A 24,793-nucleotide genomic window follows, 5' to 3' on the forward strand; every position below is an offset into this window, starting at 1 on the left:
ACCATCATGCGGCCCCTGTGCCTTGTATCGCGCTGCGAGGGGTCAGGGCCTGCCTCAGCATGATCCGGCCAGCTTTTTCGGTTTCGCTTTCCTTCCAACGCATTCTCATGTATGCGCGCGGTATCTGAGACGTTGTGCCCTGACCCCGGCACTCGAACGGAAGATAAATGGGGTCGGCGGCAATGGGGCCGCCATGCAAAACCGGAGACCCGCAGGGGCGGGAGTGCTCCGTTCTAGGATACGCATATGTTTGATGTAACGAAGAAATCGATGCAGTGGGGCGAGGAGACGCTGACACTGGAAACCGGCAAGGTTGCCCGTCAGGCCGACGGCACCGTGATTGCCACGCTGGGCGAAACCAGCGTCATGGCCAACGTGACCTTTGCCAAGAGCCAAAAACCCGGTCAGGACTTTTTCCCGCTGACCGTACATTACCAAGAGAAATATTATGCCGCCGGTAAGGTTCCGGGTGGCTTCTTCAAGCGCGAGGCGCGCCCGACCGAGAAAGAGACGCTGACCGCGCGTCTGATCGACCGTCCGATCCGCCCGCTGTTCGTTGACGGTTTCAAAAACGAAGTTCTGGTGATGTGCACCGTGCTGAGCCACGATCTGGTCAATGATCCCGACATCGTTGCGATGATCGCCGCGTCGGCTGCGCTGACCATTTCCGGCGCGCCGTTCATGGGCCCGATCGCCGGTGCCCGCGTTGGTTTCGTGGATGGCGAATACGTCCTGAACCCGACCGTGGACGACATGCAGGACCTGCGCCTGAACCCTGAACAGCGTCTGGATCTGGTTGTTGCCGGTACCAAAGACGCCGTGATGATGGTTGAATCGGAAGCCTATGAGCTGTCCGAGGCCGAAATGCTGGGTGCGGTGAACTTTGCGCATGAGCAGATCCAGCCGGTCATCGACCTGATCATTTCGCTGGCCGAAGACGCCGCGAAAGAGCCGTTCGAATTCGTCGCACCCGATTACTCGGAGCTTTACGCCGCCGTGTCGGCTGCCGGTGAAGAGCAGATGCGCGCCGCGTTCGCGATCACCGACAAGCAGGAGCGCACCGCCGCTGTTGCCGCTGCCCGTGAAACGATCAAGGAAGCGCTGACCGAGGAACAGCTGGAAGACGCCAACCTTGGTTCGGCGATGAAAAAGCTGGAAGCCGGCATTCTGCGCGGTGACGTCGTCAAGGGCGGCAAGCGCATCGACGGTCGTTCGACCACCGATGTTCGCGCCATCGAAGCCGAAACCTCGTTGCTGCCGCGCACACACGGCTCTGCCCTGTTCACCCGCGGTGAAACCCAGGCGCTGGCCGTGACCACGCTGGGCACCGGCGACGATGAGCAGTTCATCGACGCGCTGCACGGCAACTTCAAATCGAACTTCCTGCTGCATTACAACTTCCCCCCCTATTCGGTTGGTGAAGTGGGCCGCGTGGGTTCGCCCGGCCGCCGCGAGATCGGTCACGGCAAGCTGGCATGGCGCGCACTTCAGGCGGTTCTGCCTGCGCCAACCGACTTCCCCTATACCATCCGCGTGGTGTCCGAGATCACCGAATCCAACGGCTCCAGCTCGATGGCGTCTGTCTGCGGCGGGTCGTTGTCGATGATGGATGCGGGTGTTCCGCTGAAAGCCCCGGTTGCCGGTGTGGCCATGGGCCTGATCCTGGAAGATGACGGGTCTTACGCGGTTCTGACCGACATTCTGGGTGACGAAGACCACCTGGGCGATATGGACTTCAAGGTTGCTGGTACTGCAAACGGCATCACCTCGCTTCAGATGGACATCAAGGTCGCGGGCATCACGCCTCAGATCATGGAAACCGCCCTGGCACAGGCCAAGGACGGCCGGATGCACATCCTGGGCGAGATGGGCAAAGCCCTGTCCGAGACCAACGAGTTCTCGGTCCACGCACCGCGCATCGAGACCATGAACATCCCGACCGACAAGATCCGTGAAGTGATCGGTTCGGGCGGCAAGGTCATCCGCGAGATCGTCGAGGTTTCGGGTGCCAAGGTCGACATCAACGACGATGGCGTCATCAAGATCGCATCGCCCGATGGGGAATCGATCAAGAAGGCCTATGACATGATCTGGTCGATCGTGGCCGAGCCGGAAGAAGGTCAGGTCTATACCGGCAAGGTGGTCAAGATCGTCGATTTCGGTGCCTTCGTGAACTTCTTTGGCAAGCGCGACGGTCTGGTCCACGTGTCCCAGATCGAAAACCGCCGCCTGAACCATCCGTCGGATGTTCTGAAGGAAGGTCAGGAAGTGAAGGTCAAGCTGCTGGGCTTTGACGATCGCGGCAAGGTTCGCCTGTCGATGAAAGTGGTCGATCAGGAAACCGGCGAAGAGATCGTTCCCGAGAAGAAAGAAAAGAAAGAGGAAAGCGCAGAATAATCTGCCAACCCTCAGATTGAATGCGAAAGGCCCCGGTTTCGACCGGGGCTTTTTTGTCCGCGCGGTCAGGAGTGTCGGGCGTCCCGTGGCTTGGTAAATCAATTGTTAACACTTCATGCGTGTATTTACTCAACCATAAGGATGATCATGTTGCATTCAGGGATGTTTTTCGACCGTGGCCTCGATAACCGTTTTCGAAATCAGCGCAGACCCCTACAGCAATAAAAGCGTCGATATTACTGCCGCTTATTCCGTTGATATCACCGACAATGACGCCCTGTTGCAGGATCCTGACCCTGACAGCGCGCAGCTTGATCTGTCGGCCCTGCCCGGTTTTTCCGGGACAAGCCAGAATTTCAGCACCTTCGAAAGCTATTCGGGAACGGTGAACGGGGCGCCTGTCACCTTCATTCTGGTTCAGTTCTCGAACCCGCGCTACATCATCGTCACCTCGGGTCAGGCACAGTTGAACGATACCATCACGGGGACCAGCTTTGGCGGGACGGCAGCGCCAACCACCTATCAGACCTTGCCGTCTTTCGTGTGTTTCACCGCCGGGTCCCTGATCCGGACGCCCGTCGGGCTGCGCCGGGTCGAGACGCTGAACCCCGGCGACCCGGTTGTCACCGCCAAGGGCCATACCCGCCCGGTGCGCTGGATCGGCAGGCGTCGCTTGTCAGCGCAGGAGTTGCAGCAGGACCCTCATCTCTGCCCGGTACGGATCATGGCGGGGTGTTTCGGGACAAACAGCCCAAGCCGTGATCTGGTCGTCTCGCCACAACACCGGATCGCCGTCACCTCGGCGATGATGGAACTGATGCATTGCGAGACCGCGATGCTGGCCCCGGCCAAGGGGCTGATCAATGGGCGGACAATTGTTCAGGAGCTGCCCGCGCAAGGGGTCGAATACGTCCATATCCTCTTTGACCGGCATGAGCTGGTGAACGTCGAAGGCATCTGGTCCGAATCCTTCTATCCCGGTGACACGACATTGGGCGCGATGGCACCGGCCACAAGGCGCGAGCTGTTTACCCTGTTCCCGGATCTGGCCTGCGGTGCCGGTGGCTATGGATCAACCGCGTTGCCGGTGCTGAAACCCTTTGAGGTTCGGGTGCTGAAGGCGGATCTGACGCTGCCCTGCTGGACTCCTGTCCCGAACACATCTGCACACGCCGCCTGACAGGGGTGCCGATCAGTGGGCAACCCCGCCGGGCCCGTGTTTCAGTAGATGCCACTGGCCATAGCTGTCCTTCAGGTCCAGCTTGATCGCGGCATCAGAGCGGGTCGAGGCGCTGCCGATCTCGGCAATGGAAAACTCGATTCCGCCGGGGATATCGATGCGCACCCGATGCGCGCCGCCGCCATGTGGGGCCTGGATCGGCTGTCCGGTGGATTTCAGGACATCACCAACGGAAACGCTGGCCGTGCGTTCTTCGAGGTCCATCTCGAATTCGATCGGCAGGTAGAGCGTGTCATGGACCGTCTCGCACATTGCCCTGAACACGTACCAATGCGTCGCCATTTCTTCGGTTTCTTCGCCGTGAAAGACCTTTTCCAGCGCGTCGCGCTGTGCCGGGGTTGCTGCGGGATCGACGATCACCTGCATCTCGCCGCCGCCTTCAAAGATCGGCCCCGGCCAGGCATAGATCAGCGCGGCCTTGGTCCCGCTGAGGTCGGTGTCGCCGAAATGCCCTTTGGTCACCTCAAGCACTTCGAACCCCCGGCAATCGCCATGGGTCGGCAACTCTTCGAACTGGCAGGGGCAGGCATAGCCGCAATTGCAGTTCCCGAAACTCTCTCCTTCAACATACCAATCTGTAAAAGCCATGGTCTTCTCCCGCTAAGTACAGTCCGACAGCCCGAGGTGATTGGTCTTATGCCTGAGTTTTGCCCCGGAACATCTTATCACAAATTGCCCCGAACCAGAACCTGAGGGCCGTGAGACGGCAGATGAACGGGCCTGCCCAGCCCCGGATCTATTCATTCACGCGCGTCCAAAACCCTGTGAAACGAAGTGATAACCCCGCGCCTTTCCTTTCCGCCAAGCCCGCCCACATCGAAGCCAAGCAGAGTTTGGAGCAACGGAGACAATCATGATCAAGCACGTTTTACTTACCTCAACGGCCCTCGCCGTCAGCGCGACGGCGCTTGCCGCGCAGAGCCTGGGCGACGGCACCTATATTCAGGGCTTTGTCGGATACAGCCAGCTGCAGGACAGCGATTTCGCGGGCACGATCGGCGGCGCGCCGCAATCGGTCGACACGGAGTTCGACGCGGGGTTCGGTCTGGGCGTGGCCATCGGCAAGGAGATCCCGCAATGGTCCAATGACAGGTTCGGCACGCGGATTGAGCTGGAGCTGTCTTACCGCGACAGCGACGTGGATGGTGTGAACTTCTCGGGCAACGGGCCGGGGGCCGAGGGCAATATCTCGGGCGATGTCACGCAGACCTCATTGTTTGCCAATGTGTTGTTTGATTTCAAACAGGCGGGTGCGCTGACGCCCTATGCCGGGTTTGGTCTGGGGGCCACCTATTCGGATCTGGATTTTGCCTATGGGCCGGGTGTGGTACTGGATGACAGCGACACCACCTTTGCCGCGCAGCTGATCGCCGGTGTGGCTTACGAGATCAACCCGTCAACCGCCTTTACCGTCGACGCCCGCTATGCCCGCGCCTTTGACGTCTCGTCGCGGCGACTGGCCCCGAACGGCGCGTTGACCGGCATTGTCGAAGACGATCTGGATACGTTCAGTGTCAATTTCGGGCTTCGGTACAAGTTCTGAGGTCTAGGGGCAGGTTTCTCTCAGGTCATCCTGCCCCTGCCTGCTTCATCTGGCCCCAAATATCCTCGGGGGGAATCGTGCCGGCAGGCGCGATGGGGGGGCAGACAGCCCCCCTGACCCGGGAACCGCCTCAGGACGGCGCTTTGGTCTTGCGCAGATAGGGGAAGATCGTCTCGAACGCGCCGAATTTGGCCTTGGCGTCTTCGTTCGACACAGACGGTGGGATGATCACGTCTTCACCCGGCACCCAGTTGGCGGGCGTTGCGACACCTTTCGACGACATCTGCAACCCATCCAGCGCGCGCAGAATTTCCGCAAAGTTGCGACCCACGGTCATCGGATAGGTCATCGACAGTTTCAGCTGCTTGTCCGGGCCGATAATAAAGACCGACCGCACGGTGGCGCTGTCAGCCGGGGTGCGGCCATCGGGCAGGTAAGCTTCGGCAGGCAGCATGTCGAAGGCTTTCGACACGGCCAGACCGTCATCAGCGATGATCGGGAAACTGGGATTGGCCTTGCCGTATTCCTCGATGTCCTTCTTCCATTTCTTGTGGTCTTCAACACCGTCAACCGACACGCCGATCACCTTGGTGTTGCGCGCGGCCCATTCGTCGTTCAGCTGCGCGACGGCCGAGAATTCGGTGGTGCAGACAGGCGTGAAATCCTTGGGGTGCGAGAACAGAATGGCCCAGCTGTCGCCAATCCAGTCGTGAAACTGAATGGTGCCCTGATCTGTTTCTGCGGTGAAGTTCGGGACCGTATCGTTGATGCGCAAACCCATGGCTACTTCCTTTCCTGTTGAAAATCCGAGTCGATTGCCTGAAACCTAATCACTTTGTGCGAAGGTTAAACCTTTCATCGTGGTCGCGGCCAAGGAATTTGCCGGTTTCACTGGAAAAATAATTTGATCAAATTATCTATTGCCCCCTCTTCGCTTGGGTGACAGAGTGTCGGCGAACAGCCGGATTCTAGCTGAACCGACAGGAGGGCTCAGGATGATCGAGAAACGGAATTTCTATATTAATGGTCAATGGGTCGCGCCGTCGCAACCCAATGATTTCGAGGTCATCAACCCCTCGACCGAGGAGCCGTGCGCGGTGATCTCGCTGGGTGGTCAGGCCGACACGGATGCGGCGGTTGCCGCCGCCAAGGCCGCCCTGCCGGGCTGGATGGCAACGCCGGTGGAGACCCGCATCGCACTGGTCGAGAAGCTGATCGACATCTACCAGACCCACGCGGAAGATCTGGCGCAGGCCATGTCGCTGGAAATGGGTGCGCCGATTGACATGTCGCGCAGCCAGCAGGTTGGTGCAGGCACATGGCATTTACAGAACTTCATCCGCGCGGCCAAGGCGTTTCAGTTTGAACGCCCTCTGGGGGATCACGCCCCGAATGATCGGATCATCTATGAGGCGGTTGGCGTGGCCGCATTGATCACGCCCTGGAACTGGCCGATGAACCAGGTCACGCTCAAGGTCGGTGCGGCGGCGATTGCGGGCTGCACGATGGTTCTGAAACCATCCGAGCAAAGCCCGCTGAATGCGATGATCTTTGCCGAGATGATGGACGAGGCAGGGTTCCCGCCCGGTGTATTCAATCTGGTGAACGGCGATGGCCCGGGCGTTGGCTCGCAGCTGTCGGGTCATCCCGACGTGGATATGGTCAGCTTTACCGGCTCGACCCGTGCGGGTACGGCAATTTCGAAGAACGCGGCGGAAACGCTCAAGAAAGTGCATCTGGAGCTGGGCGGCAAAGGCGCCAATGTGGTCTTTGCCGATGCCGATGAAAAGGCTGTCAAACGCGGCGTCCTGCATATGATGAACAACACCGGCCAGAGCTGTAATGCCCCCAGCCGGATGCTGGTGCAGCGCCCGATCTATGATCAGGCCGTTGAGATCGCCGCCGAGGTCGCCAGCAAGGTCACGGTGGGCAATGCCGCAGACGAGGGCCGCCATATCGGACCCGTCGTGAATGAGGTTCAATGGACCAAGATTCAGGACCTGATCCAGAAAGGTATCGACGAAGGGGCGCGGCTGGTCGCGGGCGGCACCGGACGCCCTGAGGGGCTGAACAAGGGCTATTATGTCCGCCCCACGGTCTTTGCCGATGCCAACAACCAGATGACCATCGCGCGCGAGGAAATCTTTGGCCCCGTCCTGACCATGATCCCGTTCGACACCGAGGAAGAGGCCATCGAGATAGCCAATGACACCCCTTATGGCCTGACCAATTATGTGCAGACGCAGGACAAGGCGCGCGCCAACCGCATGGCGCGGGTTCTGCGGTCGGGCATGGTCGAGATGAACGGCCAGTCGCGCAGCGCGGGCTCTCCGTTTGGTGGGATGAAGCAATCCGGCAACGGGCGCGAAGGTGGCGTTTGGGGGCTGGAAGACTTTCTGGAAGTCAAATCCGTCGGCGGCTGGGCGGCTGAATAATACACCCAGCGCAATGCAAGATGAGAGGGCGAGGCAACGCGGTTGCCTCGCCCGTGTTATGTCAGACAGGCCGCACCACTAGCTGGGGTTCCCCGTCGGACGTATGGCGACGGGAACGACCGTCCCAGCCAATCTCTCCTGTCACGCGCTGGCGATAGGCCGAGAAACTGTCGAACCGGACTACATCGACAGGCGTGTCGAACTGTAGGGTCACCCGGCGGTGTGCACCGTCCCCCAGCATGGTCAGACCACGAATTTCCGCCGTGAAGGGCTGGCCCAGGTATCGACCTTCGACCCGGTCGCCCACGCGCAAGCGCATCCGGTTGCCCGCCATCGCGTGCAATGTGTTCCAGTCGCGCACCCCATGTTGATGAGCCACCAGTTCCAGGGCCTGACCGTGCGACAGCTGAACGCCGGTGTCGTGTAGTTTCCGTCGCAGGCGTTTGGCCTGCTCTTTCAGCTCCTCCAGCGGAGCGATGTCTTGTGACAGTGTCATGTTTTGCCTCGTTTCCTTGAACGGGCGCGAGTTTAGGACGGGGTTCGCATTACCATCCGCGCGCCGGGAAAGGGCAACAGATGTTTGTTCAACCGGGTTTCACCAAAGCCTATGGCCGCGAACGGCAGGGGACCCGAACCTGCGTTGCTTTTTGGCAGCGGTCGGGCCTTCTGTCAATCAGGCGTCGGCCTGCGCCGCCTCATAGGCCAGCATGGCCCGTTTGACCGGCAGACCCCAGTGATAGCCGCCCAACCCCCCTGATTTGCGCAGGGCGCGGTGACACGGGATCAGCCAACTGACCGGGTTTCGCCCGACCGCCGTGCCCACGGCGCGCACGGCCTGCGGCGAACCCACGCGCTGCGCGATCTCGGAATAGGTCGTCACCTGCCCCGACGGGATGTGCATCAGTGCTTCCCATACCTTGATCTGCAAGGGCGAGCCGATCAGGTAGAGCGGCGTCGGCTCTAACCGGTCGCGGGCCGTGCCGAAAGCGCTGAGAACCCAGGGGCGCAGACGCATGGTATCTTCGACATAATCCGCGTTGGGCCAGCGCGAGACCATATCCTCCATCGCCGCCTTCTCTCCGGTTTCGGCCCCGAAGGCGATGCCGCAGATCCCCTTGTCGGTGCCCATGACCAGCGCGGGACCAAAGGGGCATTCAAACCAGCCCCAGTAGATCGTCAGACCCGTGCCCTTGCGGGCGTATTCGCCGGGGCTCATGGATTCCCATTTCAGGAACAGATCATGCAGGCGGCCACTGCCGGACAGGCCGACATTATGGGCGGTTTCAAGCGTGGTGAACCGTTCGCGCAGCAGCGCCTTTGCATGGCCCAGCGTAAGGTATTGCTGATACCGTTTTGGCGACACACCAGTCCAACGCGAGAACAGGCGCTGGAAATGCGCTGGGCTCATATCCATCTGGCGGGCCAACTCATCGAGGCTGAGGGTTTCACCGCCCTGATCAATCAGGTCGATTGCCCGGCGCATGACGTTATAGTGGTATCCGCTTTCGGGGGTCTGGACGTTCATGGTTGCACCTCATTGTCTGGCACAAACCATAGCGCGCGCGACACGCTGCCGCGACCCGGAACTTGCGCATTGGCTTTGGGCTTGTGTCGCGGCCCCTCGGGCGGCATTAAGGCCCGGATGGCAAAGCAACTCGACTATCATACGATCCGCGAGATCTTTACGCGCTTTCAGGAGGCCGACCCCGAACCCAAGGGTGAGCTTGAGCATGTGAATGTCTACACGCTGGTCGTGGCCGTGGCGCTGTCGGCGCAGGCAACCGATGCGGGGGTCAACAAGGCCACGCGCGAATTGTTCAAGATCGCCGATACGCCGCAAAAGATGCTGGATCTGGGCGAGGAGGGCCTGATCGAGCATATCAAGACCATCGGCCTGTTCCGCCAGAAAGCCAAGAACGTCATCAAGCTGAGCCGTATTCTGGTCGAAGACTATGGCGGTGAAGTCCCAAATTCCCGTGCAGCGCTGCAATCGCTGCCGGGTGTCGGGCGCAAGACCGCCAACGTTGTGCTGAACATGTGGTGGCGGCAGCCGGCGCAGGCTGTGGACACGCATATCTTTCGCGTCGGCAACCGCACCGGCATCTGCCCTGGCAAGGACGTGGACGCGGTCGAGCGCGCCATCGAAGACAACATCCCCGCCGATTTTCAACTCCATGCGCATCACTGGCTGATCCTGCATGGCCGGTACCATTGCAAGGCGCGCAAGCCGCAATGCCCGACCTGCATCATCCGTGATCTCTGTCAATTCGAGGACAAGACATTATGAAAACCTACCAGCTGACCGGTATCGGAAATGCCGTTGTGGACGTGATCTCGCAGGCCGATGACAGTTTCCTGGAACTGATGGGCATTGAAAAGGGCATCATGCAGCTGATCGAGCAGGAGCGCGGCGAGCTGCTGTATGCCTCGATGGAGGGCCGGGTACAGACGCCGGGCGGGTCTGTTGCCAACACGATTGCGGGCGCGGGTGCGCTGGGGTTGGATGCCGCCTTTATCGGGCGGGTGCATGACGACGCGCTGGGCCGGTTCTATGCGGATGCGATGAACGAAGATGGCGTCGATTTCGTGAACCCGCCTGTTCCGGGCGGGGAATTGCCGACCTCGCGCTCGATGATCTTTGTCTCGCCCGATGGCGAGCGGTCGATGAACACCTATCTGGGCATCTCCTCGGAACTGTCGTCGCATGACGTGCCCGATGAGGTCGCCGGAAGCAGCCAGATCATGTTCCTTGAGGGCTATCTGTTCGACAAGGAAAAGGGAAAGGCCGCGTTTCTTGAGGCCGCGCGCGCCTGCCACAGGGGCGGCGGCAAGACCGGGATCGCCATTTCCGACCCGTTCTGCGTGGAACGGCACCGGGTCGATTTCCTGCTGCTGATCGAGAATGAGCTGGATTTCGTCATCGGCAACGAGGCCGAAATCAAATCGCTGTTTGAAACCGACGATCTGGAAGAGGCGCTGATCAAGACCGCCGAGATTTGCCCGCTGGTGGTTTGCACGCGATCGGGTGACGGGGTGACCGTCCTGAACGGAGGCTCACGCATCGACGTGCCGGTCAAGAAGATTGTCCCTGTAGATGCAACAGGTGCCGGTGACCAGTTCGCTGCGGGGTTCCTGTACGGAATGGCCACCGGACGCGACTACGAGACCTGTGCCAGGATCGGCAACGTCTGTGCCCGCGAGGTTATCAGCCATATCGGCCCGAGACCCGAGGCGGATATGCTGGAATTGTTGCGGGAAGAAGGGTTGCTTTGAGTCCAAGGTGGACTACGTCAACTCTCATCTCAGAAGGGAACTCGCAATCTTATCGGCTGCAGCTTCATTCAGCCTTAGGTGGCTTGTTCCTTAAAAATTACCGCATAGCGAGGTGCGAAATATTTGACGAAGGCTCTAACTTCAGGTCGTCGGTAGGCATCTGGTGAAACCAACAACAAATGTGGCGCTGACAGCTCCTCGATCTCGTCGAAGCACCTGATGAGGGTTTTGTCCGGCTCAAGCAACTTCACGTTGCTTATTCCCAACCCTTGACCCGCCCTGATCGCCGAATGCATTAAGTCCAGTTCGCTATAGGTCGCCACAATCTGCTGGGGCTCAATGCGTTCAACTAACCAATGGTGAAAAACGTTGGGGACGTCCCCTCTTTGGAACGTGACGAACCTGTGGCCTTTCAAATCCTGAGATGAGGTGGGTAATCCAAATTCCTGCTCATAACTTTTCCCACCAAACAGCGACCACTTCGCGTCGCTAATCTTCCTTGAAATCAAATTTTGGTCAGGTTCAGTCCGCACCAATCGTAGCGCTATATCTGCTTCACCTGCCATCAGGTCCAGAGCTCTCACTGAAGGCAAGAACTCAAACGCTATGCCGGGGTTACTTGCTGAAAATTCATTGACAATATCGACCATTCGCGGCGAGAAGTTCGCTGAATATGCAGTGATACGAATGGGTTTTGTTGCCGCCAATTCACCTGCATGTCTGGCAAACATATTTGCTTCGGCTTCGAGCGTCTCGGCGCTCTTGACGAGATTGAGTCCGTTTTTCGTGAGTTTGAAGCCTCTGGTGTCACGCTCGAACAGAACTAGTCCGGCTGCATGTTCCAATGCATCGATACGCCTAGCCACAGTAGGTTGGGCCATGCCGAGTTTGCGAGAAGCGGCCAGCGTCGACCCCTCTCTGACGACCATCAGAAAAACGCGTACATCGGACCAGTTCCAATTCTCGCTCTGCATTTATGCAGAACAGCACAAATTCAAGCACGATACCAGAAGGTGATGCTGGCCAATAACCTGAATGGAGAACCCATGAACCAAGGTGGCTAACGATGACTTTGCACATCACCCCACAACTCGATACTTGGAAACCTTTCAGATTGTTGCACAAACTGTTTGAACGTACCCCTGATCCTTCGCGGTGCTGCGAGAACACCCATGAAGCGACACGACAACGACGGGAGTTCATTCAAGAAATGATGCAAAGCCACCCTGAGGCATTTCAAAGTGAATTGGACGTTCAGTACTTGATGCAGTGCTACCCATCTTGGTTTTGAACGTGGCTCCAATGGGAGTGCGCAGTTTTGTGTATTGTTGCGTGTCCGTTTCGTCCCGCTTAGCGGAACAACCTGAAAAGCATCCCTAGCGATCAGAGTTCGTTTAGATAGTCGGAAAAAGCCTCGACCACGCGCTCATACACATCGCGCTTGAAGGGCACGATTTCGGCGATCAGCCGGTCGGGCTCCTGCCATTTCCAGCGGGTGAATTCCGGGTGGTCGGTTTCGATGTTGATCTGATCGTCGGCGCCGGTGAAGCGCAGCAGGAACCATTTCTGTTCCTGCCCGCGATAGCGTCCTTTCCAGATGTGGGGCACGATGTTATGGGGCAGGTCATAGGGCAGCCAGCCCTCGGTTTCGGCGATGACTTCGACCAGATCAGCTGTGACCCCGGTTTCTTCCCACAGCTCGCGCAGGGCCGCGACGCGGGGGTCTTCGCCCTTGTCCACACCGCCCTGCGGCATTTGCCAGGCGTCCGCGTGGCGGTCGTTGCGCTGTCCCACGAAAATCTTGCCCTCGGCATTCATCAGCATCAGCCCGACGCAGGGGCGATAGGGCAGTTTGGCGATTTCTTCGGGGGTCATGCGCGGCCTCATCGGGTTGTTCCGCCCACCTCTAGCAATCACCGGCGCTACAGCAAAGAGGGTGACGTGGGGTTTCGCGTGACAAAGTTGACGCGAACGTCAATCTAGCGGGCAAATTCAGGAGGGAGAGTTCCGCCATGACTGCGTACCCGAATATGCTGGCCCCGCTGGATCTGGGCTTTACCACGTTGAAAAACCGCGTGCTGATGGGCTCGATGCATACGGGGCTTGAGGAGACCGGCGACTGGAACCGGGTGGCCGAGTTCTATGCGGATCGGGCGCGGGGTGGCGTAGCCTTGATGGTGACAGGCGGGATAGGTCCGAACCTTGAAGGCTCGGTCCTGCCGGGGGCCTCGATGATGGTGAGCGACAAGGACGTGGCGCACCATTCCATCGTGACGCAGCGCGTACATGAAGCGGGCGGCAAGATCGCGATGCAGATCCTGCACGCGGGGCGCTATGCCTATGGGCCGAAATGCGTGGCCCCCAGCCCGGTGAAATCGCCGATCACTCCGTTCCCGCCCACTGAGCTGGATGAAGAGGGCATCGAGAAGCAGATCAGCGATATCGTCAACGCCGCCGTACTGGCGCAAAAGGCGGGCTATGACGGGGTCGAGATCATGGGGTCCGAGGGGTACTTCCTGAACCAGTTCCTTGTGACCCATACCAACAAGCGCACCGACCGCTGGGGCGGGTCTTATGAGAACCGGATGCGTCTGCCGATAGAGGTCGTGCGCCGCACGCGTGAGGCGGTGGGCACCGATTTCATCATCATCTACCGGCTGTCGATGATCGATCTGGTCCCCAACGGCTCGACCCATGACGAGGTGGTTCAACTGGCGCAGGAGATCGAAAAGGCCGGGGCCACGATCATCAATACCGGGATCGGCTGGCACGAGGCGCGGATTCCTACAATTGCCACCAGCGTGCCGCGTGCGGCCTTTGCCTGGGTGACCAAGAAGCTGATGGGCAAGGTGGGGATACCGGTGATCACATCAAACCGGATCAACACGCCCGAGGTGGCCGAAGAGGTTCTGTCGACCGGTTGCGCCGACATGGTCTCGCTGGCCCGCCCGATGCTGGCGGATGCAGATTTCGTCAACAAGGCGATGGCAGATCAGGCGGCAAAGATCGCGCCTTGCATTGCCTGCAATCAGGCCTGTCTGGATCACACGTTCAGTGGCAAGCTGACCTCATGCCTCGTGAACCCGCGCGCCTGTCATGAGACCGAACTGGTGATTGAACCGGCAAAAACGCGCAAATCCATTGCCATTGTGGGTGCAGGCCCTGCCGGTCTGTCGACCGCAATGATCGCGGCCCAGCGCGGTCACGACGTCACCCTGTTCGACCGCGCTGATGAGGTCGGCGGGCAGCTGAACATGGCCAAGCAGGTGCCGGGGAAAGAAGAATTCTGGGGACTGGTCGACTGGTACCGCAACATGATGGATGATCTGGGCGTGAAGGTGGAACTGAACCGCGAGGTTGGCGCAGATGACCTGACCGGCTTTGACGAGGTAGTCATCGCCACCGGCGTAAGACCGCGTGATCCGCAGATACCGGGGCAGGATCGGAACAACGTGCTGAGTTACATCGACGTGCTGCGCGGCAAGGCCGAGGTTGGCAAGTCTGCTGCCGTGATCGGGGCCGGTGGCATCGGCTTTGATGTGTCCGAGTTCCTGCTGGAAGAGGGTCACAGCGCCACGACCGACCTGCCACTGTGGATGAAGGAATGGGGCGTGACGGACCCGGCTGAACACCGCGCAGGGTTAGCGCCCGAAGGTCCGCAACCCAGCGCCCCCGCGCGTCAGGTCACCTTGTTGCAGCGCAAGAAACAGGCGCACGGCAAAGGTCTTGGCAAAACCACAGGCTGGATTCACCGGGCAACACTGAAGATGAAGAACGTCAATTTCGTGGGTGGCGTGAATTATGAGCGCATCGACGATGACGGCTTGCATGTCAGCTTTGGCGAAGAGCGCGCGGACCCGACGGTGATCGCGGCCGACACCATCGTGCTGTGTGCCGGTCAGGTGTCCGAACGGTCACTGGCGGACGCGCTGATCGAGCGGGGCATCACCCCCCATGTGATCGGGGGTGCGGATGTCGCCGCCGAACTGGACGCCAAGCGCGCGATCAATCAGGGCACGCGGCTGGCAGCGGAATTCTGATCGCCCGGTTTAACGTTTCCCAGTCGGACAGCGCGAGATTTGCACCCAATGCGCCAAAGGCCGTTGCAAAACTCCGCCTGATCCACGTCTTCACCGTCGGACGGCGGATCACGTAGTCGCGGGCCAGAACGGCACCCTTCGGCAGGCAAGGACGGCGATGGTGAAAACGGATTTCTTGACCCCGTCTGTGGTCACAAAAATGCCATTCTAAGATGAACAGAAACGCATAATTGCGCGGAAAACGCAGTATCGCAGGGTTCAGGACCGGTTTGGAAACTACTGTTTCCGCGTTTCTCATACGCAAACGATCCGATTCAAATCCCTGATATTATCCCATGTATGCCCCGATTCCGCCCAGATTCAGAGCGATAGTCGGGTTGAAAATCAATATCTGGGGAACGAGTATGGACCGACTGACCGAAATGGAAGCCTTCGCCAATGTGGTGGACCAGGGTGGCTTCACCGATGCGGCCAAGAAGATGGGCATCTCCAAATCGGCCGTGTCCAAACACGTCTCGAGCCTCGAAGCGCGTCTGGGGGCCCGGTTGCTGAACCGCACCACGCGCCGGGTGTCGCCGACGGAAATCGGCCTTGCCTATTATGACCGCGCACGTCGCGTTCTGAATGATGCGGGTGAAGCGGATTCGCTGGTCACATCGATGCAATCGGCCCCGTCTGGACTGCTGCGCATCAGCGTTGCCACGGATTTCGGCGTCAATCATCTGTCACCGGTCCTTTCCGATTTCCTGGCCGTCTACCCCGACATCACCGTGAACATGGTTCTGAACAACCGCTATGTCGAACTGATTTCCGAAGGATTTGACGTGGCCGTGCGCATCGGCGAGCTGGAAGACAGCACGTTGCGCGCCCGCAAGTTGACCGAAACGGTCAAACGCATGGTTGCCGCGCCCAGCTATATCGAACGGTTCGGGCGCCCGCAGAAGATCGACGATCTGAACGAACACAAGTTGCTGCACTATTCCAGCCAGTCGTCAGGCAATGTCTGGAAGCTGACCGCACCGTCCGGTGAAAAGCGTCAGGTGCGCACCGCGGGCTGGCTGAGCGTGAATGACGGACAGTCGCTGCTGAACGCGGCCATTTCGGGGCTGGGGATCGCGTATCTGCCCAGCTATCTTTATGCCGAGGCGTTGAAATCGGGGCAGGTTGTCGATGCCATGCCGTCCCTGCCGGACGAGGTACAAGGCATTTACGCCGTTTACCCGCCCGGCCGCTTCACACAACCCAAAGTCCGGGCCTTCATCGATTTCCTGGTCGATGCGTTCGAAGACAAAAGCCCGATGGATTGGTAGTTTCTCCCTGAAGACCAACCTTTGGCCCGCATGTCAAAGTGCGGGCCTTTTTTTATGAACCGATCACCGTCAGACCCATGGATCGCGCGGAAGAGCGCAGGCTTTCCATCAATACGTTCTGGCCCGGCGGCGGCGTTTCGGCATTGCGCGCCAGCAATGCGATATCGCGATTTGCATTGGGAATGGACAGCGGTCGCAGGCGCACCTCGTCGCGGTAGATCCCCTGTCTGCGAGCATAAAGATCAGGCAGTACCGCAACCCCAACCCCCGAAGCCGCCATCAGAACAATGGAATCAAGCGTCGTGCCTTCATATTCATCCGAAACCACGCCGCCGCATTCCGCTGCCAGCGCATAGACGATGCGCGACAGGCGGTGGCTTTGGTCAAGGGTCAGGAACAGCCGGTTCTGCAAGTCGGCGGCACTGACGCCCTGTGGGTCCTGCGCCAGAACGTCGTCAACGGCCACCGCGACCCAGAGGGGTTCGTTGAACAAGCGGTGTTGCACGGTATTGGGGTGATCCTCGGGCGTTGACAGGATCAGGTCAAATCGACCGGATTTCAGGCCCTGTTCCAGATCGCGGGTGTTTTCCTCGCGCACGACAATGCGTAATCCGGGGCGCAGGCGGTGCACCTCTTTGATGGCTTGCGGCAACAGGTATGGCCCGATCGAAGGCAAAACGCCTAACCGCAACCTTCCGCCAACGGGCATATCGTTGGTCATGGCGTGGCGCAGGTCCTTGACCTCGGCAAGGATCCTTTGCGCGCGCGAAATGAACTCTTCCCCCTTTGTGGTCACCTGAATTCCGCCGCGATTGCGGTCAAAGATCCGAACGCCAAGCTCTTGTTCTACGGTTGCAATTTGCGCCGACAGGCTGGGTTGGCTGACATTCAGCACTTCGGCGGCCAAACTGAACCGTCCGAGGCGGCTGACCGTGACGATGTATTCCAATTGGCGCAGGGTTGGACGCATTTCATAACCTGGAACTATATTAAACTTAACAAGATAGTATTTGGCGAAATCAATTTTGCAAGGCACCTAGCCCTGAAACGAGGGATCAGGAGTCAAGTATGCCCGGAGTGATCGAGACGCTGTCTAGCAACCTGCTGGTGCCCACCATTTTGTTTTTTGCCCTAGGGCTTTTGGCCGCTTTTGTGCGCAGCGATTTGTCTATCCCGGCGGGCGCCGCCAAGTTCATGTCGCTCTACCTGCTGTTGGCCATCGGGTTCAAAGGCGGTGCCAGCCTGGCCGCGCACGGCATCCATTTGCAACTGTTCCTGACCCTGCTGGGCGGAGTGGCCCTGTCCTTTACCATCCCCTTCGTGGCCTTTGCCCTGCTGAGGATGATGACACGGCTGGATGCGTTGAACGCTGCGGCGGTCGCAGGGCATTACGGGTCGATTTCGATTGTCACCTTTGTCACCGCCACCAGTCTGCTGGATCTGGTAGGTCTTGCCCATGACGGGTTCATGGTAGCGGTGGCGGCAGCGATGGAGGTACCGGCCATTCTGTCGGCGCTGTGGCTGGCGCACAAGACCGGCGGAAATGGCGTCAAGGATGACAAGCTGTGGCGTGATCTGCTGGCCAATGGATCAATTGTGCTGCTGACCGGGGCGTTCCTGATCGGGGCCATTACCGGGGGTGACGGCATGCAGATGATCGCGCCTTTCATCGTCACGCCTTTCACCGGCATCCTGTGCTTGTTCCTGCTGGATATGGGCCTTTCGGCGGGGCGTAGCCTGATCAGCAATCGCGACAAACTGTCGGTTGGCCTGTTCGCCTTTGGCGTATTGATGCCCCTGATCGGCGCGCTGATGGCCTGGGCCGTCGGTGCGGTAATCGGATTGCCGCAAGGCAGCCTGTTCCTATTCATGGTGCTGTCGGCCTCGGCGTCTTATATCGCGGTTCCGGCCGCCATGAAAATCGCACTGCCAAAGGCCGAGGCCGGGATTTATCTGACCCTGTCGCTGGGTGTGTCCTTTCCGTTCAACATCACGGTCGGATTGCCGCTGTACCTGTGGTGGGTCAGTTGACGAGCAAGACCGCCTCGACCCGGCGGTTCAGCTCTCGCCCTTCGGGGGTTGCGTTCGATGTGAGCGGGGACAGATAGCCGACGCCCTGTGCCTCAATCCGGTCGGCGGCCACGCCATGCGCATCAATCAGACGGGTGCGGACGGACTCGGCCCGACTTTTGCTGACCGCAATATTGGCCTGCAACGCGCCGGTGTCATCGGTGTGCCCCACCAGCGCCAGGCGCATCTTGGGATTTTCGGCCAGATATCCGGCCAGCAGGGTCAGAGAGGCATAAGTCCCCTCGTCCAGCGCAACCTCACCGGTTGGGAAATGCAGATCGTCCAGTATCACGTGACCCGATGTTGCCAGTGCTTCGAGCAGCCCGCCCGACCCCTCGACAGCCTGTTCGATCACGACCGGAACAGGGTCCGGTGCTTTCTGGGGCGTGACGCGGATCATCTGGACATACCCGTCCGGGGGGTTGCGGCTGACCAGCAGGCTGAGGGCAACAGACCCCTTGGTGGCCGACAGGAAACGGTAATCCTGAATGGCGACATACATATCCGGGGTCGGTACCACTTCGGTGCCAAAGCGGAAGTCGAACCCGCCACAGGCGCGGGCATCACATTCGAACAGAATCTTGTAGCCCTGCGCCTCGATCTGGTCGCGCAGCGGGGCCAGTAGCTGGAGGGTTGTGCTGGAGCCCGCCTGAAGCCGCCACGTGTAGCGTTCAACCCGGCCTTCGAGGGTGTCAGCAGGCACCGCGCCATTCGCAAAAGGCCCCGTTGGCAGGTCATAGCTGTCCAACGGCGAGGTGCGGTCGCTGATCTGGCGGGCGCTGGCTGGCAGGGTCAGGTCCTGCGCCAGAACCGGCCCCGCAAAAAGCGTGGCAATGAGGGCGGCTGACCGGATCATCGAAACTGCGCGTGATACTCGGGGTTGGGCACCATTGCCGTGGCGCTGGCCACCCGGTTGGACATGTTGAAGAACCCGGCAACATTGGCAATGTCCCAGATATCGCGGTCGGTAAAGCCTGCATCGCGCAGTTTCTGGCGGTCGGGTTCTTCGATCTCGGCGCTGGCGGTTGTCATTTTGGCGGCAAAGTCCAGCATCGCGCGCTGCCGGGGCTCGATCGGTGCAACACGGTAATTCATCACCAGCATCTCACCCAGTTGCGGGTTGCCCGAAAGCTGCCGCACCGCGGCACCATGCGCGACCAGACAGTAGAAGCACTTGTTGATCGACGAAACGACCACGGCAATCATCTCGCGCTCCAGCTTGGACAGGCCGCTGTCGGCCAGCATCAGATCGTTATACATAGCCGTGAACGTGTTCAGCTTGTCGATGTCGAAGGCGTTTGCCTTTAGCACATTCGGCACCATGCCCAGCTTTTCGACACAGATATCGAAATATTTCTGCGTTTCCGGCGGCAGCGGATCGACCATGGGCAGGTTCAGCGCGGTGGGCATGTCTTTCTGTGTCATGGCGACCCCTTTTGCTCAGACAAGGTGACGGTAATGGTATTCGCTGGCGATCTCCATCCCGAGGGCGCGATAGAGACCATTGGCACCTTCATTGGCCTTGGTGCAGATCACACTGAGGCTTTGTGCGCCGTTGTCACCTGCCCAAATCGCCGCGGCGCGCATGGTCCACTGACCCAGCCCCTGACGGCGGTGCGCGGGCAGGATTTCAAGCGCATGAAGCATCGCGACATCGTCATGCATTGCTACGAAGGCTGCACCGCTGGGTTGGTCGTTGTGGCGCAGAAGCAAACCGGTTTTGGGACCCTTCGCGCGCTCCATCACCGCCAGACGTTCGGGCCCGATCCCACCGGCCGCCCAGATTTCGCGCATGATTTCAAGCGGCTCCCAGACCGAAAACACCATGACCGGAGGGATCGGCTGATCGGTGAGGTGAGAGACGGGGCACGTATAGATGTTGACCGGATCAAGGATGTCATATCCCCGTTGCGCCAGCTTTGCATCCAGCGCCTCATCCCCCGGACGCAGGCAGAAGATGGATTTCTGCCCCATGGCCTGCATCGCGGCCTCGGCCGCGTCGATATCGGCATCGCTGGCCGGGGCCAGTGCATTGGCCGCAGAAACACGCGAGCCACCGCCCTGCCCTTCGCGCAGCTGAAACGGCCCCAGCCTGCGATACCGCGCGGCAGGCCATGTGCCGTCGACGATGTCAGCCCAGTCGCCGCTCAAAGCGCAAGCTCTTTCGCCAGACGGGTCATGGCCGCGTCAATACGGCTGCCATCGGTGCCGCGCACCACCACGTTGGCCCCAAAGGCCCCGTTGATCTGAAACGGATAGCAACCGATGGACAGATCGCTGAAATCCTCGGCCAGCGCAGACAGGTTTGCGGCGATATCGCCTTCGCCCCGGTCCACGCGCAGGGTTTGCGACAACAAGGGGCTGCCACCGGTCAGCGTGGGCAGGACGCTGGCGACCATAGCCTGAAACACCAGCGGCACCCCAGCCATCACATGCACGTTCTTCAGGGTGAAACCCGGCGCCGTCGAGACCGGATTGTCGATCAATGTCGCGCCATCCGGGATACGCGCCATGCGCAGGCGGGCGGCGTTCAGTTCCAGCCCGGATTTGTCGTAATGCGCCTGCAACAGCGCGCGCGCGTCGTCGCGAACGTCAATCGGGGTGTCGAAGGCGCGCGCAATGCAATCGGCGGTGATATCGTCATGGGTCGGGCCAATGCCGCCGCTGGTAAAGACGGTGTCGTGGCTGTCAGACAGCGCTTTGACCGCCGCTTCGATGGCGGGGGCGTCATCGCTGACGATGCGAACCTCTTTCAGATCAATGCCGTGTTTTGCCAGCTCCTGCGCCAGATAATGCATGTTTGCATCGCGGGTGCGGCCCGACAGGATTTCATCCCCGATCACCAGCATTGCTGCGGTTGGATTGGCCATGGCGCGGACTCCTCTTGATCGTCTTCAGGGGCAGGTATAGGCCGTGAGACATGCGTTTTGGAACCCCTCTTATCCCCGCCCGCCTGATCCGTCGCTACAAACGCTTTCTGGCCGATTGCAGGCTGGACGACGGGCGCGAAGTCACCGCCCATTGCGCCAATCCGGGATCCATGATGGGGCTGGCCGAGCCGGGCCAGTTAATCTGGCTTGAGCCCAACGACGACCCTAAGAAAAAGCTGAAATTCGGGTGGCGGCTGGTGGATCACGAAAACGGGCATTTCACCGGGGTCGATACTTCCGTCCCGAACCGGGCCTTGCGGGCAGCACTTGAGGCGCGCGAGATCCCCGAGCTGGCCGCTTATGAAACCGTCCGGCCCGAAGTGAAATACGGGCAAAACAGCCGTATCGACTTCCTGCTGAGCGGCCCCGGCCTGCCAGATGCCTATGTCGAGGTCAAAAGCGTGACCCTTTCCCGTCAGCCCGGTCTGGCCGAGTTCCCCGACAGCGTCACCGCCCGCGGCACCAAACATCTGGGCGAGCTGGCGCAGATGACAGCGCAGGGGCACCGGGCGATCATGCTGTACCTGGTGCAACGCACCGATTGCGACCGGTTCGCGCTGGCCGCGGATATCGACCCGTCCTATGCAGCAGCGTTCGAGGCGGCACAGGCTATGGGCGTAGAGCGGATGATTTGCGGGACGCGGATATCACCGGATGGGGTTTGGGTTGACACGAGTGAAACCCGGTTTGGTGTCTGATGGCTCTGAACGGGTGCGAGGCGCCCAGAGTGGACATCGTCTTTAGCAAGTTGGTCTGAAGAGGCTTATCAACTATTGTCGAGTGCATGTCGAACAATGGACTACATTTGCAACGAAAGTTGGCGGCAATACTGGCCGCTGATGTCGTCGGGTATTCGGCACTCATGCATAACGATGAGCAAGCAACACTGCAAATGCTCGATCATCTGGAAACCGACATCGTCACTCCAACAATAGTGGGCCAATCAGGTCGGATCGTGAAAAGCGTGGGCGATGGTTGGTTGGTTCGATTTGACAGTGCGGCACAAGCTGTGACTGCAGCAATTCAGATACAGGAACAATTGGCTGAGCACCCGTTAATGAAAGTGCGGATCGGCGTTCATGTTGGGGATATTACAGAAAAAGCCGACGACATACTGGGTGACGGTGTAAACATTGCTGCGCGGCTTGAGAGCATTGCTCCATCCGGCGGCATCGCTATTTCTGAACCAGTACACTTGAACCTTGACCGCACTCTGGCGGCTGCTTTCGAATCTGTCGGGAAGAAGAAGCTTAAGAACATCGAGCGCAGCCTAGATGTCTGGATGCATCATGGACTGTACGTGGCACCCACGCATAGAGCAGTTTCTTTCGCTGAAACGAACTTGCCAAGGCTCTCCATTTATCCCGTCTCATGCCGCGACCAACGCGTTGAACTAAAGGAAATGGCCGCAGCTCTGACTTCGGATTTCGGTTCCTATTTTCGAACAATCAACTGGTTGAATGCAGCGGTATCCTCGACGGAACCATCAAAGGGATATGCGCTTCGTAGCGTGCTACGTGGATACGGGGATCGATTGCGTCTGGAAGCCCGCTTACATGATCCTTCTGATTCTGAAATCTGGACCGAGAAGTTCGATGGGGTGGTCGAAGCCATCTTCGATTGGCAAGATGAGGTGGTAGAAAAGCTGTTGGACGCCGTAAGCGGAACCTTGATCGAGTTTGAGACCGCAAAGCTTTCGGTACTGCCTGAAAACGAACTAACTGCCGAGCAATGCGTCCTGAAGGGTATGATCGCTTGGTCTGGAGCAGGGATCGACAGCTACGAAGAAACGTTATCGTATCAAGCCAAGGCGATTGAAGCCAAACCAACTCTCACGGCCGCCTATGCCGAAGCTATTTGGACAATGAATGGCGCGAGGACTTACAATCTGCGTTGCGAACTGTCGACCTACTACGAGAAACTGCCATCTTGGATTGAGGCCGGGCGACGCATGGCAGGTCAAAACCCAACGCTTGATCTGAGTGTCGCCGTGGCTGACTATAATGTGGACGGGGATGCAGATAAGTTGTCCGTGGCGCTTGAACAAATCCAGAAAAGAGCACCGTTAGATGCCCGTCTTCATTTGTTTATGGGGTGGGGGTATAATTGGGCTGGGTTTCCTGAAATGGCATTAAGCTGCTTTCAAACGGCGCTTCGCTTGGGCCGGTATGGGGCTGTTTTCGTGGGCGCTTCCGGAGGTGCCGCCACTTCTTGCGTAATGCTCGGCCGAGACCGTGATGCCATCGCCTATGCAGAAGCAGGTATGCGATTCTCAAAGGATTATGCCGCTCTTCACAGCACGAGAGCTGCTGCACACGCAATGCTTGGGGAAACTGAAAAAGCGTCTGCAGCTTTGATGCAGATGCTGCAATTGGAACCTAGCGAAACGATCTCGAGGTGGCGTAGCAACGTGGATTATGGTGGTTCAGAAGGCGCTGAACGTTATTTTGAGGCGCTTCGACGGGCAGGGATGCCAGAATAGCGGCGCTGAAAACGGATTGTGCTGGCAAACACGTCCTCAAAGCCCGTAAAACCGTCAGTTCGCCCAGGTCCTGATTTTGCGCCCGTAGCGAATGCCAGCAATGTGGGTTGCACCCGCAGCACCCAGAACACCTTGTGAATCTCGGCCCTGGCCGCATTCACAAGAAAGTTCTACGGATTTCCCAAGTTAAGATGGCTTTGATGCCAAATATCGAGTGGCTGCGGAAAACAACTCTGCCTGTGAACTGACGCCCAGCTTGGAGTAGGCGTTGTGGCGATGCACTTTGACTGTACCTTCGGTGATCCCGAGAAATGCGGAAGCAGAGCCGGCTGAGTGGCCTTGCAAAACAAGGCGCACGACCTCGGCTTCTCTTGGGCTTAACCTGTCCGCACCAAAAGTGGCCAACCGTTCCTCAACCTGATTCAGGGCTTCCGGTTGTCTTTCGGAACCCCTCAGGTTCCAGTTTCGGATCACGGCGGCCGACAGGGTCTTATGGATGGAATTGATCTTCGCGACATCCTCAGGGGTAAACCGGGGCTGACGGGCGCCTCGCGACAGAGATATTACGACCCAGTCCCCGCTGTTTAGCCTTATCAGCACCCCCAACTCATCGCTGATCCGAACCTTGCGATAAAAGGTCCGGTAGTACTCTGAACGAAAGAACGCCTCATTGACTAAATCGGCCAGACGGTAAGCGCCGGGTTCTTTTCCCGATCTACACGCTTGCGAAAACGGATCCAGCAGGTATGGGCCGGTTGCATAAAACTGAATTGATATGGCCGCCTGCACGTCGTCGAGATCGTGATAGAGCGAGACAGGTGGTGCTTGATCCTGATAGCGCGTGAGGATCATCGATTCAAAACTGACATGCAGTTCCAACATCTTCCTCAGAGCTGTTGGGAAGAAGTCTGTTTCCAACCGCTCCAACAAGATTGCGTAGGTCTCATCCCACTTGGCCGCCGAGATGTCGCCGCTATCTGGTAACATAGCCAATTCCTATAACTAAAGATATATATCCTATCGCAAATTTACAGTGATGGCCATTCGATTCCATTGTTGATGTCAGAACGCTC

Annotated in this window: 23 protein-coding genes; 11 read left to right on the forward strand and 12 right to left on the reverse strand. The window is 59.0% G+C overall.

Annotated features, from left to right (window positions below; genetic code table 11):
* Window positions 1-246 precede the first annotated feature (246 nt).
* The gene (pnp, locus tag AC2FLZ_RS07540; protein ID WP_480493947.1) at window positions 247-2,397 is read left to right on the forward strand and encodes a polyribonucleotide nucleotidyltransferase; all 2,151 of its coding nucleotides are present in this window, start codon (window positions 247-249) and stop codon (window positions 2,395-2,397) included.
* 175 nt (window positions 2,398-2,572) lie between these two features.
* Entirely contained in the window at window positions 2,573-3,577 is a 1,005-nt protein-coding gene (locus AC2FLZ_RS07545) for a Hint domain-containing protein (RefSeq protein ID WP_496882027.1), read from the forward strand.
* A gap of 12 nt (window positions 3,578-3,589) precedes the next feature.
* Here AC2FLZ_RS07545 and AC2FLZ_RS07550 read toward each other — a convergent pair whose 3' ends face one another.
* Window positions 3,590-4,225 carry a DUF1326 domain-containing protein gene (locus AC2FLZ_RS07550; RefSeq protein WP_480560535.1) on the reverse strand — a complete coding sequence of 212 codons (636 nt, stop codon included), beginning with the start codon at window positions 4,223-4,225 and terminating at the stop codon, window positions 3,590-3,592.
* Between the two features lie 265 nt (window positions 4,226-4,490).
* On the opposite strand from AC2FLZ_RS07550, the gene AC2FLZ_RS07555 reads away from it, so the two are divergent.
* The gene (locus AC2FLZ_RS07555; RefSeq protein WP_480560537.1) at window positions 4,491-5,180 is read left to right on the forward strand and encodes an outer membrane protein; all 690 of its coding nucleotides are present in this window, start codon (window positions 4,491-4,493) and stop codon (window positions 5,178-5,180) included.
* Between the two features lie 130 nt (window positions 5,181-5,310).
* Here AC2FLZ_RS07555 and AC2FLZ_RS07560 read toward each other — a convergent pair whose 3' ends face one another.
* The gene (locus tag AC2FLZ_RS07560) at window positions 5,311-5,961 is read right to left on the reverse strand and encodes a peroxiredoxin (protein WP_480517988.1); all 651 of its coding nucleotides are present in this window, start codon (window positions 5,959-5,961) and stop codon (window positions 5,311-5,313) included.
* 214 nt (window positions 5,962-6,175) lie between these two features.
* Between AC2FLZ_RS07560 and AC2FLZ_RS07565 the strand changes: the two genes are divergently transcribed.
* The gene (locus AC2FLZ_RS07565; RefSeq protein ID WP_496882028.1) at window positions 6,176-7,615 is read left to right on the forward strand and encodes an aldehyde dehydrogenase family protein; all 1,440 of its coding nucleotides are present in this window, start codon (window positions 6,176-6,178) and stop codon (window positions 7,613-7,615) included.
* 61 nt (window positions 7,616-7,676) lie between these two features.
* Here AC2FLZ_RS07565 and AC2FLZ_RS07570 read toward each other — a convergent pair whose 3' ends face one another.
* Both AC2FLZ_RS07570 and AC2FLZ_RS07575 read right to left on the reverse strand, forming a co-directional pair.
* Window positions 7,677-8,111 carry a glyoxalase superfamily protein gene (locus AC2FLZ_RS07570; protein WP_480474265.1) on the reverse strand — a complete coding sequence of 145 codons (435 nt, stop codon included), beginning with the start codon at window positions 8,109-8,111 and terminating at the stop codon, window positions 7,677-7,679.
* A 177-nt stretch (window positions 8,112-8,288) separates the two neighbouring features.
* On the reverse strand, window positions 8,289-9,140 hold the full coding sequence (locus tag AC2FLZ_RS07575; RefSeq protein WP_480474266.1) for a bifunctional helix-turn-helix domain-containing protein/methylated-DNA--[protein]-cysteine S-methyltransferase: 852 nt from the start codon (window positions 9,138-9,140) through the stop codon (window positions 8,289-8,291).
* A 117-nt stretch (window positions 9,141-9,257) separates the two neighbouring features.
* Between AC2FLZ_RS07575 and nth the strand changes: the two genes are divergently transcribed.
* Window positions 9,258-9,902 (forward strand): endonuclease III, encoded by a 645-nt coding sequence (gene nth / locus AC2FLZ_RS07580; protein ID WP_209505105.1) that lies wholly within the window; start codon window positions 9,258-9,260, stop codon window positions 9,900-9,902.
* Window positions 9,899-10,888 (forward strand): adenosine kinase, encoded by a 990-nt coding sequence (locus AC2FLZ_RS07585; protein WP_480517990.1) that lies wholly within the window; start codon window positions 9,899-9,901, stop codon window positions 10,886-10,888. The genes nth and AC2FLZ_RS07585 overlap by 4 nt, the downstream gene beginning before the upstream one ends.
* Before the next feature lie 74 nt (window positions 10,889-10,962).
* On the opposite strand, the gene AC2FLZ_RS07590 is transcribed toward AC2FLZ_RS07585, so the two are convergent.
* Entirely contained in the window at window positions 10,963-11,862 is a 900-nt protein-coding gene (locus AC2FLZ_RS07590) for a LysR family transcriptional regulator (protein ID WP_496882029.1), read from the reverse strand.
* A 409-nt stretch (window positions 11,863-12,271) separates the two neighbouring features.
* The gene (locus AC2FLZ_RS07595; protein WP_496808927.1) at window positions 12,272-12,763 is read right to left on the reverse strand and encodes an RNA pyrophosphohydrolase; all 492 of its coding nucleotides are present in this window, start codon (window positions 12,761-12,763) and stop codon (window positions 12,272-12,274) included.
* Window positions 12,764-12,900: 137 nt separating this feature from the next.
* Here AC2FLZ_RS07595 and AC2FLZ_RS07600 point away from each other — a divergent pair, with 137 nt between their 5' ends.
* Entirely contained in the window at window positions 12,901-14,928 is a 2,028-nt protein-coding gene (locus tag AC2FLZ_RS07600; RefSeq protein ID WP_496882030.1) for an FAD-dependent oxidoreductase, read from the forward strand.
* A gap of 404 nt (window positions 14,929-15,332) precedes the next feature.
* On the forward strand, window positions 15,333-16,238 hold the full coding sequence (locus AC2FLZ_RS07605; RefSeq protein ID WP_480474271.1) for a LysR family transcriptional regulator: 906 nt from the start codon (window positions 15,333-15,335) through the stop codon (window positions 16,236-16,238).
* A 52-nt stretch (window positions 16,239-16,290) separates the two neighbouring features.
* Here AC2FLZ_RS07605 and AC2FLZ_RS07610 read toward each other — a convergent pair whose 3' ends face one another.
* Entirely contained in the window at window positions 16,291-17,208 is a 918-nt protein-coding gene (locus AC2FLZ_RS07610) for a hydrogen peroxide-inducible genes activator (RefSeq protein ID WP_480517998.1), read from the reverse strand.
* Between the two features lie 98 nt (window positions 17,209-17,306).
* Between AC2FLZ_RS07610 and AC2FLZ_RS07615 the strand changes: the two genes are divergently transcribed.
* Window positions 17,307-18,269, forward strand: a complete 963-nt coding sequence (locus tag AC2FLZ_RS07615) for a sodium-dependent bicarbonate transport family permease (RefSeq protein WP_480474273.1) — start codon at window positions 17,307-17,309, stop codon at window positions 18,267-18,269.
* On the opposite strand, the gene AC2FLZ_RS07620 is transcribed toward AC2FLZ_RS07615, so the two are convergent.
* The 4 genes from AC2FLZ_RS07620 to AC2FLZ_RS07635 are packed head-to-tail and all read right to left on the reverse strand — an operon-like array spanning window position 18,262 to window position 21,178.
* Window positions 18,262-19,164 (reverse strand): OmpA family protein, encoded by a 903-nt coding sequence (locus tag AC2FLZ_RS07620; protein WP_480518000.1) that lies wholly within the window; start codon window positions 19,162-19,164, stop codon window positions 18,262-18,264. The genes AC2FLZ_RS07615 and AC2FLZ_RS07620 overlap by 8 nt on opposite strands.
* Window positions 19,161-19,733 carry a peroxidase-related enzyme gene (locus AC2FLZ_RS07625; RefSeq protein WP_480474275.1) on the reverse strand — a complete coding sequence of 191 codons (573 nt, stop codon included), beginning with the start codon at window positions 19,731-19,733 and terminating at the stop codon, window positions 19,161-19,163. Before AC2FLZ_RS07625 ends, AC2FLZ_RS07620 begins: the two co-directional genes overlap by 4 nt.
* A 15-nt stretch (window positions 19,734-19,748) precedes the next feature.
* Window positions 19,749-20,459 carry a GNAT family N-acetyltransferase gene (locus AC2FLZ_RS07630; protein ID WP_480474276.1) on the reverse strand — a complete coding sequence of 237 codons (711 nt, stop codon included), beginning with the start codon at window positions 20,457-20,459 and terminating at the stop codon, window positions 19,749-19,751.
* On the reverse strand, window positions 20,456-21,178 hold the full coding sequence (locus AC2FLZ_RS07635; protein WP_480474277.1) for a competence/damage-inducible protein A: 723 nt from the start codon (window positions 21,176-21,178) through the stop codon (window positions 20,456-20,458). The genes AC2FLZ_RS07630 and AC2FLZ_RS07635 overlap by 4 nt, the downstream gene beginning before the upstream one ends.
* A 50-nt stretch (window positions 21,179-21,228) precedes the next feature.
* Between AC2FLZ_RS07635 and sfsA the strand changes: the two genes are divergently transcribed.
* Together sfsA and AC2FLZ_RS07645 are read left to right on the forward strand one after the other, a co-directional pair.
* The gene (gene sfsA / locus AC2FLZ_RS07640; protein ID WP_480554388.1) at window positions 21,229-21,936 is read left to right on the forward strand and encodes a DNA/RNA nuclease SfsA; all 708 of its coding nucleotides are present in this window, start codon (window positions 21,229-21,231) and stop codon (window positions 21,934-21,936) included.
* Between the two features lie 86 nt (window positions 21,937-22,022).
* On the forward strand, window positions 22,023-23,720 hold the full coding sequence (locus tag AC2FLZ_RS07645) for an adenylate/guanylate cyclase domain-containing protein (protein ID WP_480493959.1): 1,698 nt from the start codon (window positions 22,023-22,025) through the stop codon (window positions 23,718-23,720).
* 186 nt (window positions 23,721-23,906) lie between these two features.
* Here AC2FLZ_RS07645 and AC2FLZ_RS07650 read toward each other — a convergent pair whose 3' ends face one another.
* Window positions 23,907-24,707 carry a helix-turn-helix transcriptional regulator gene (locus AC2FLZ_RS07650; protein WP_496882031.1) on the reverse strand — a complete coding sequence of 267 codons (801 nt, stop codon included), beginning with the start codon at window positions 24,705-24,707 and terminating at the stop codon, window positions 23,907-23,909.
* Window positions 24,708-24,793: the final 86 nt, after the last annotated feature.

This window comes from Ruegeria sp. YKSF131 (genome assembly GCF_059612645.1).

Bases quoted from the DNA above. Each gene is read 5' to 3' on its own strand.
- AC2FLZ_RS07615 (WP_480474273.1), top strand. From the start codon at position 17,307: ATGCCCGGAGTGATCGAGACGCTGTCTAGCAACCTGCTGGTGCCCACC.
- AC2FLZ_RS07575 (WP_480474266.1), bottom strand. From the start codon at position 9,140: ATGAACGTCCAGACCCCCGAAAGCGGATACCACTATAACGTCATGCGC.
- AC2FLZ_RS07565 (WP_496882028.1), top strand. From the start codon at position 6,176: ATGATCGAGAAACGGAATTTCTATATTAATGGTCAATGGGTCGCGCCG.
- AC2FLZ_RS07595 (WP_496808927.1), bottom strand. From the start codon at position 12,763: ATGACCCCCGAAGAAATCGCCAAACTGCCCTATCGCCCCTGCGTCGGG.
- AC2FLZ_RS07585 (WP_480517990.1), top strand. From the start codon at position 9,899: ATGAAAACCTACCAGCTGACCGGTATCGGAAATGCCGTTGTGGACGTG.
- AC2FLZ_RS07625 (WP_480474275.1), bottom strand. From the start codon at position 19,733: ATGACACAGAAAGACATGCCCACCGCGCTGAACCTGCCCATGGTCGAT.
- AC2FLZ_RS07550 (WP_480560535.1), bottom strand. From the start codon at position 4,225: ATGGCTTTTACAGATTGGTATGTTGAAGGAGAGAGTTTCGGGAACTGC.
- AC2FLZ_RS07570 (WP_480474265.1), bottom strand. From the start codon at position 8,111: ATGACACTGTCACAAGACATCGCTCCGCTGGAGGAGCTGAAAGAGCAG.
- AC2FLZ_RS07635 (WP_480474277.1), bottom strand. From the start codon at position 21,178: ATGGCCAATCCAACCGCAGCAATGCTGGTGATCGGGGATGAAATCCTG.
- sfsA (WP_480554388.1), top strand. From the start codon at position 21,229: ATGCGTTTTGGAACCCCTCTTATCCCCGCCCGCCTGATCCGTCGCTAC.
- AC2FLZ_RS07645 (WP_480493959.1), top strand. From the start codon at position 22,023: ATGTCGAACAATGGACTACATTTGCAACGAAAGTTGGCGGCAATACTG.
- AC2FLZ_RS07610 (WP_480517998.1), bottom strand. From the start codon at position 17,208: ATGCGTCCAACCCTGCGCCAATTGGAATACATCGTCACGGTCAGCCGC.
- AC2FLZ_RS07590 (WP_496882029.1), bottom strand. From the start codon at position 11,862: ATGCAGAGCGAGAATTGGAACTGGTCCGATGTACGCGTTTTTCTGATG.
- AC2FLZ_RS07560 (WP_480517988.1), bottom strand. From the start codon at position 5,961: ATGGGTTTGCGCATCAACGATACGGTCCCGAACTTCACCGCAGAAACA.
- AC2FLZ_RS07620 (WP_480518000.1), bottom strand. From the start codon at position 19,164: ATGATCCGGTCAGCCGCCCTCATTGCCACGCTTTTTGCGGGGCCGGTT.
- AC2FLZ_RS07650 (WP_496882031.1), bottom strand. From the start codon at position 24,707: ATGTTACCAGATAGCGGCGACATCTCGGCGGCCAAGTGGGATGAGACC.
- AC2FLZ_RS07555 (WP_480560537.1), top strand. From the start codon at position 4,491: ATGATCAAGCACGTTTTACTTACCTCAACGGCCCTCGCCGTCAGCGCG.
- AC2FLZ_RS07605 (WP_480474271.1), top strand. From the start codon at position 15,333: ATGGACCGACTGACCGAAATGGAAGCCTTCGCCAATGTGGTGGACCAG.
- AC2FLZ_RS07600 (WP_496882030.1), top strand. From the start codon at position 12,901: ATGACTGCGTACCCGAATATGCTGGCCCCGCTGGATCTGGGCTTTACC.
- nth (WP_209505105.1), top strand. From the start codon at position 9,258: ATGGCAAAGCAACTCGACTATCATACGATCCGCGAGATCTTTACGCGC.
- pnp (WP_480493947.1), top strand. From the start codon at position 247: ATGTTTGATGTAACGAAGAAATCGATGCAGTGGGGCGAGGAGACGCTG.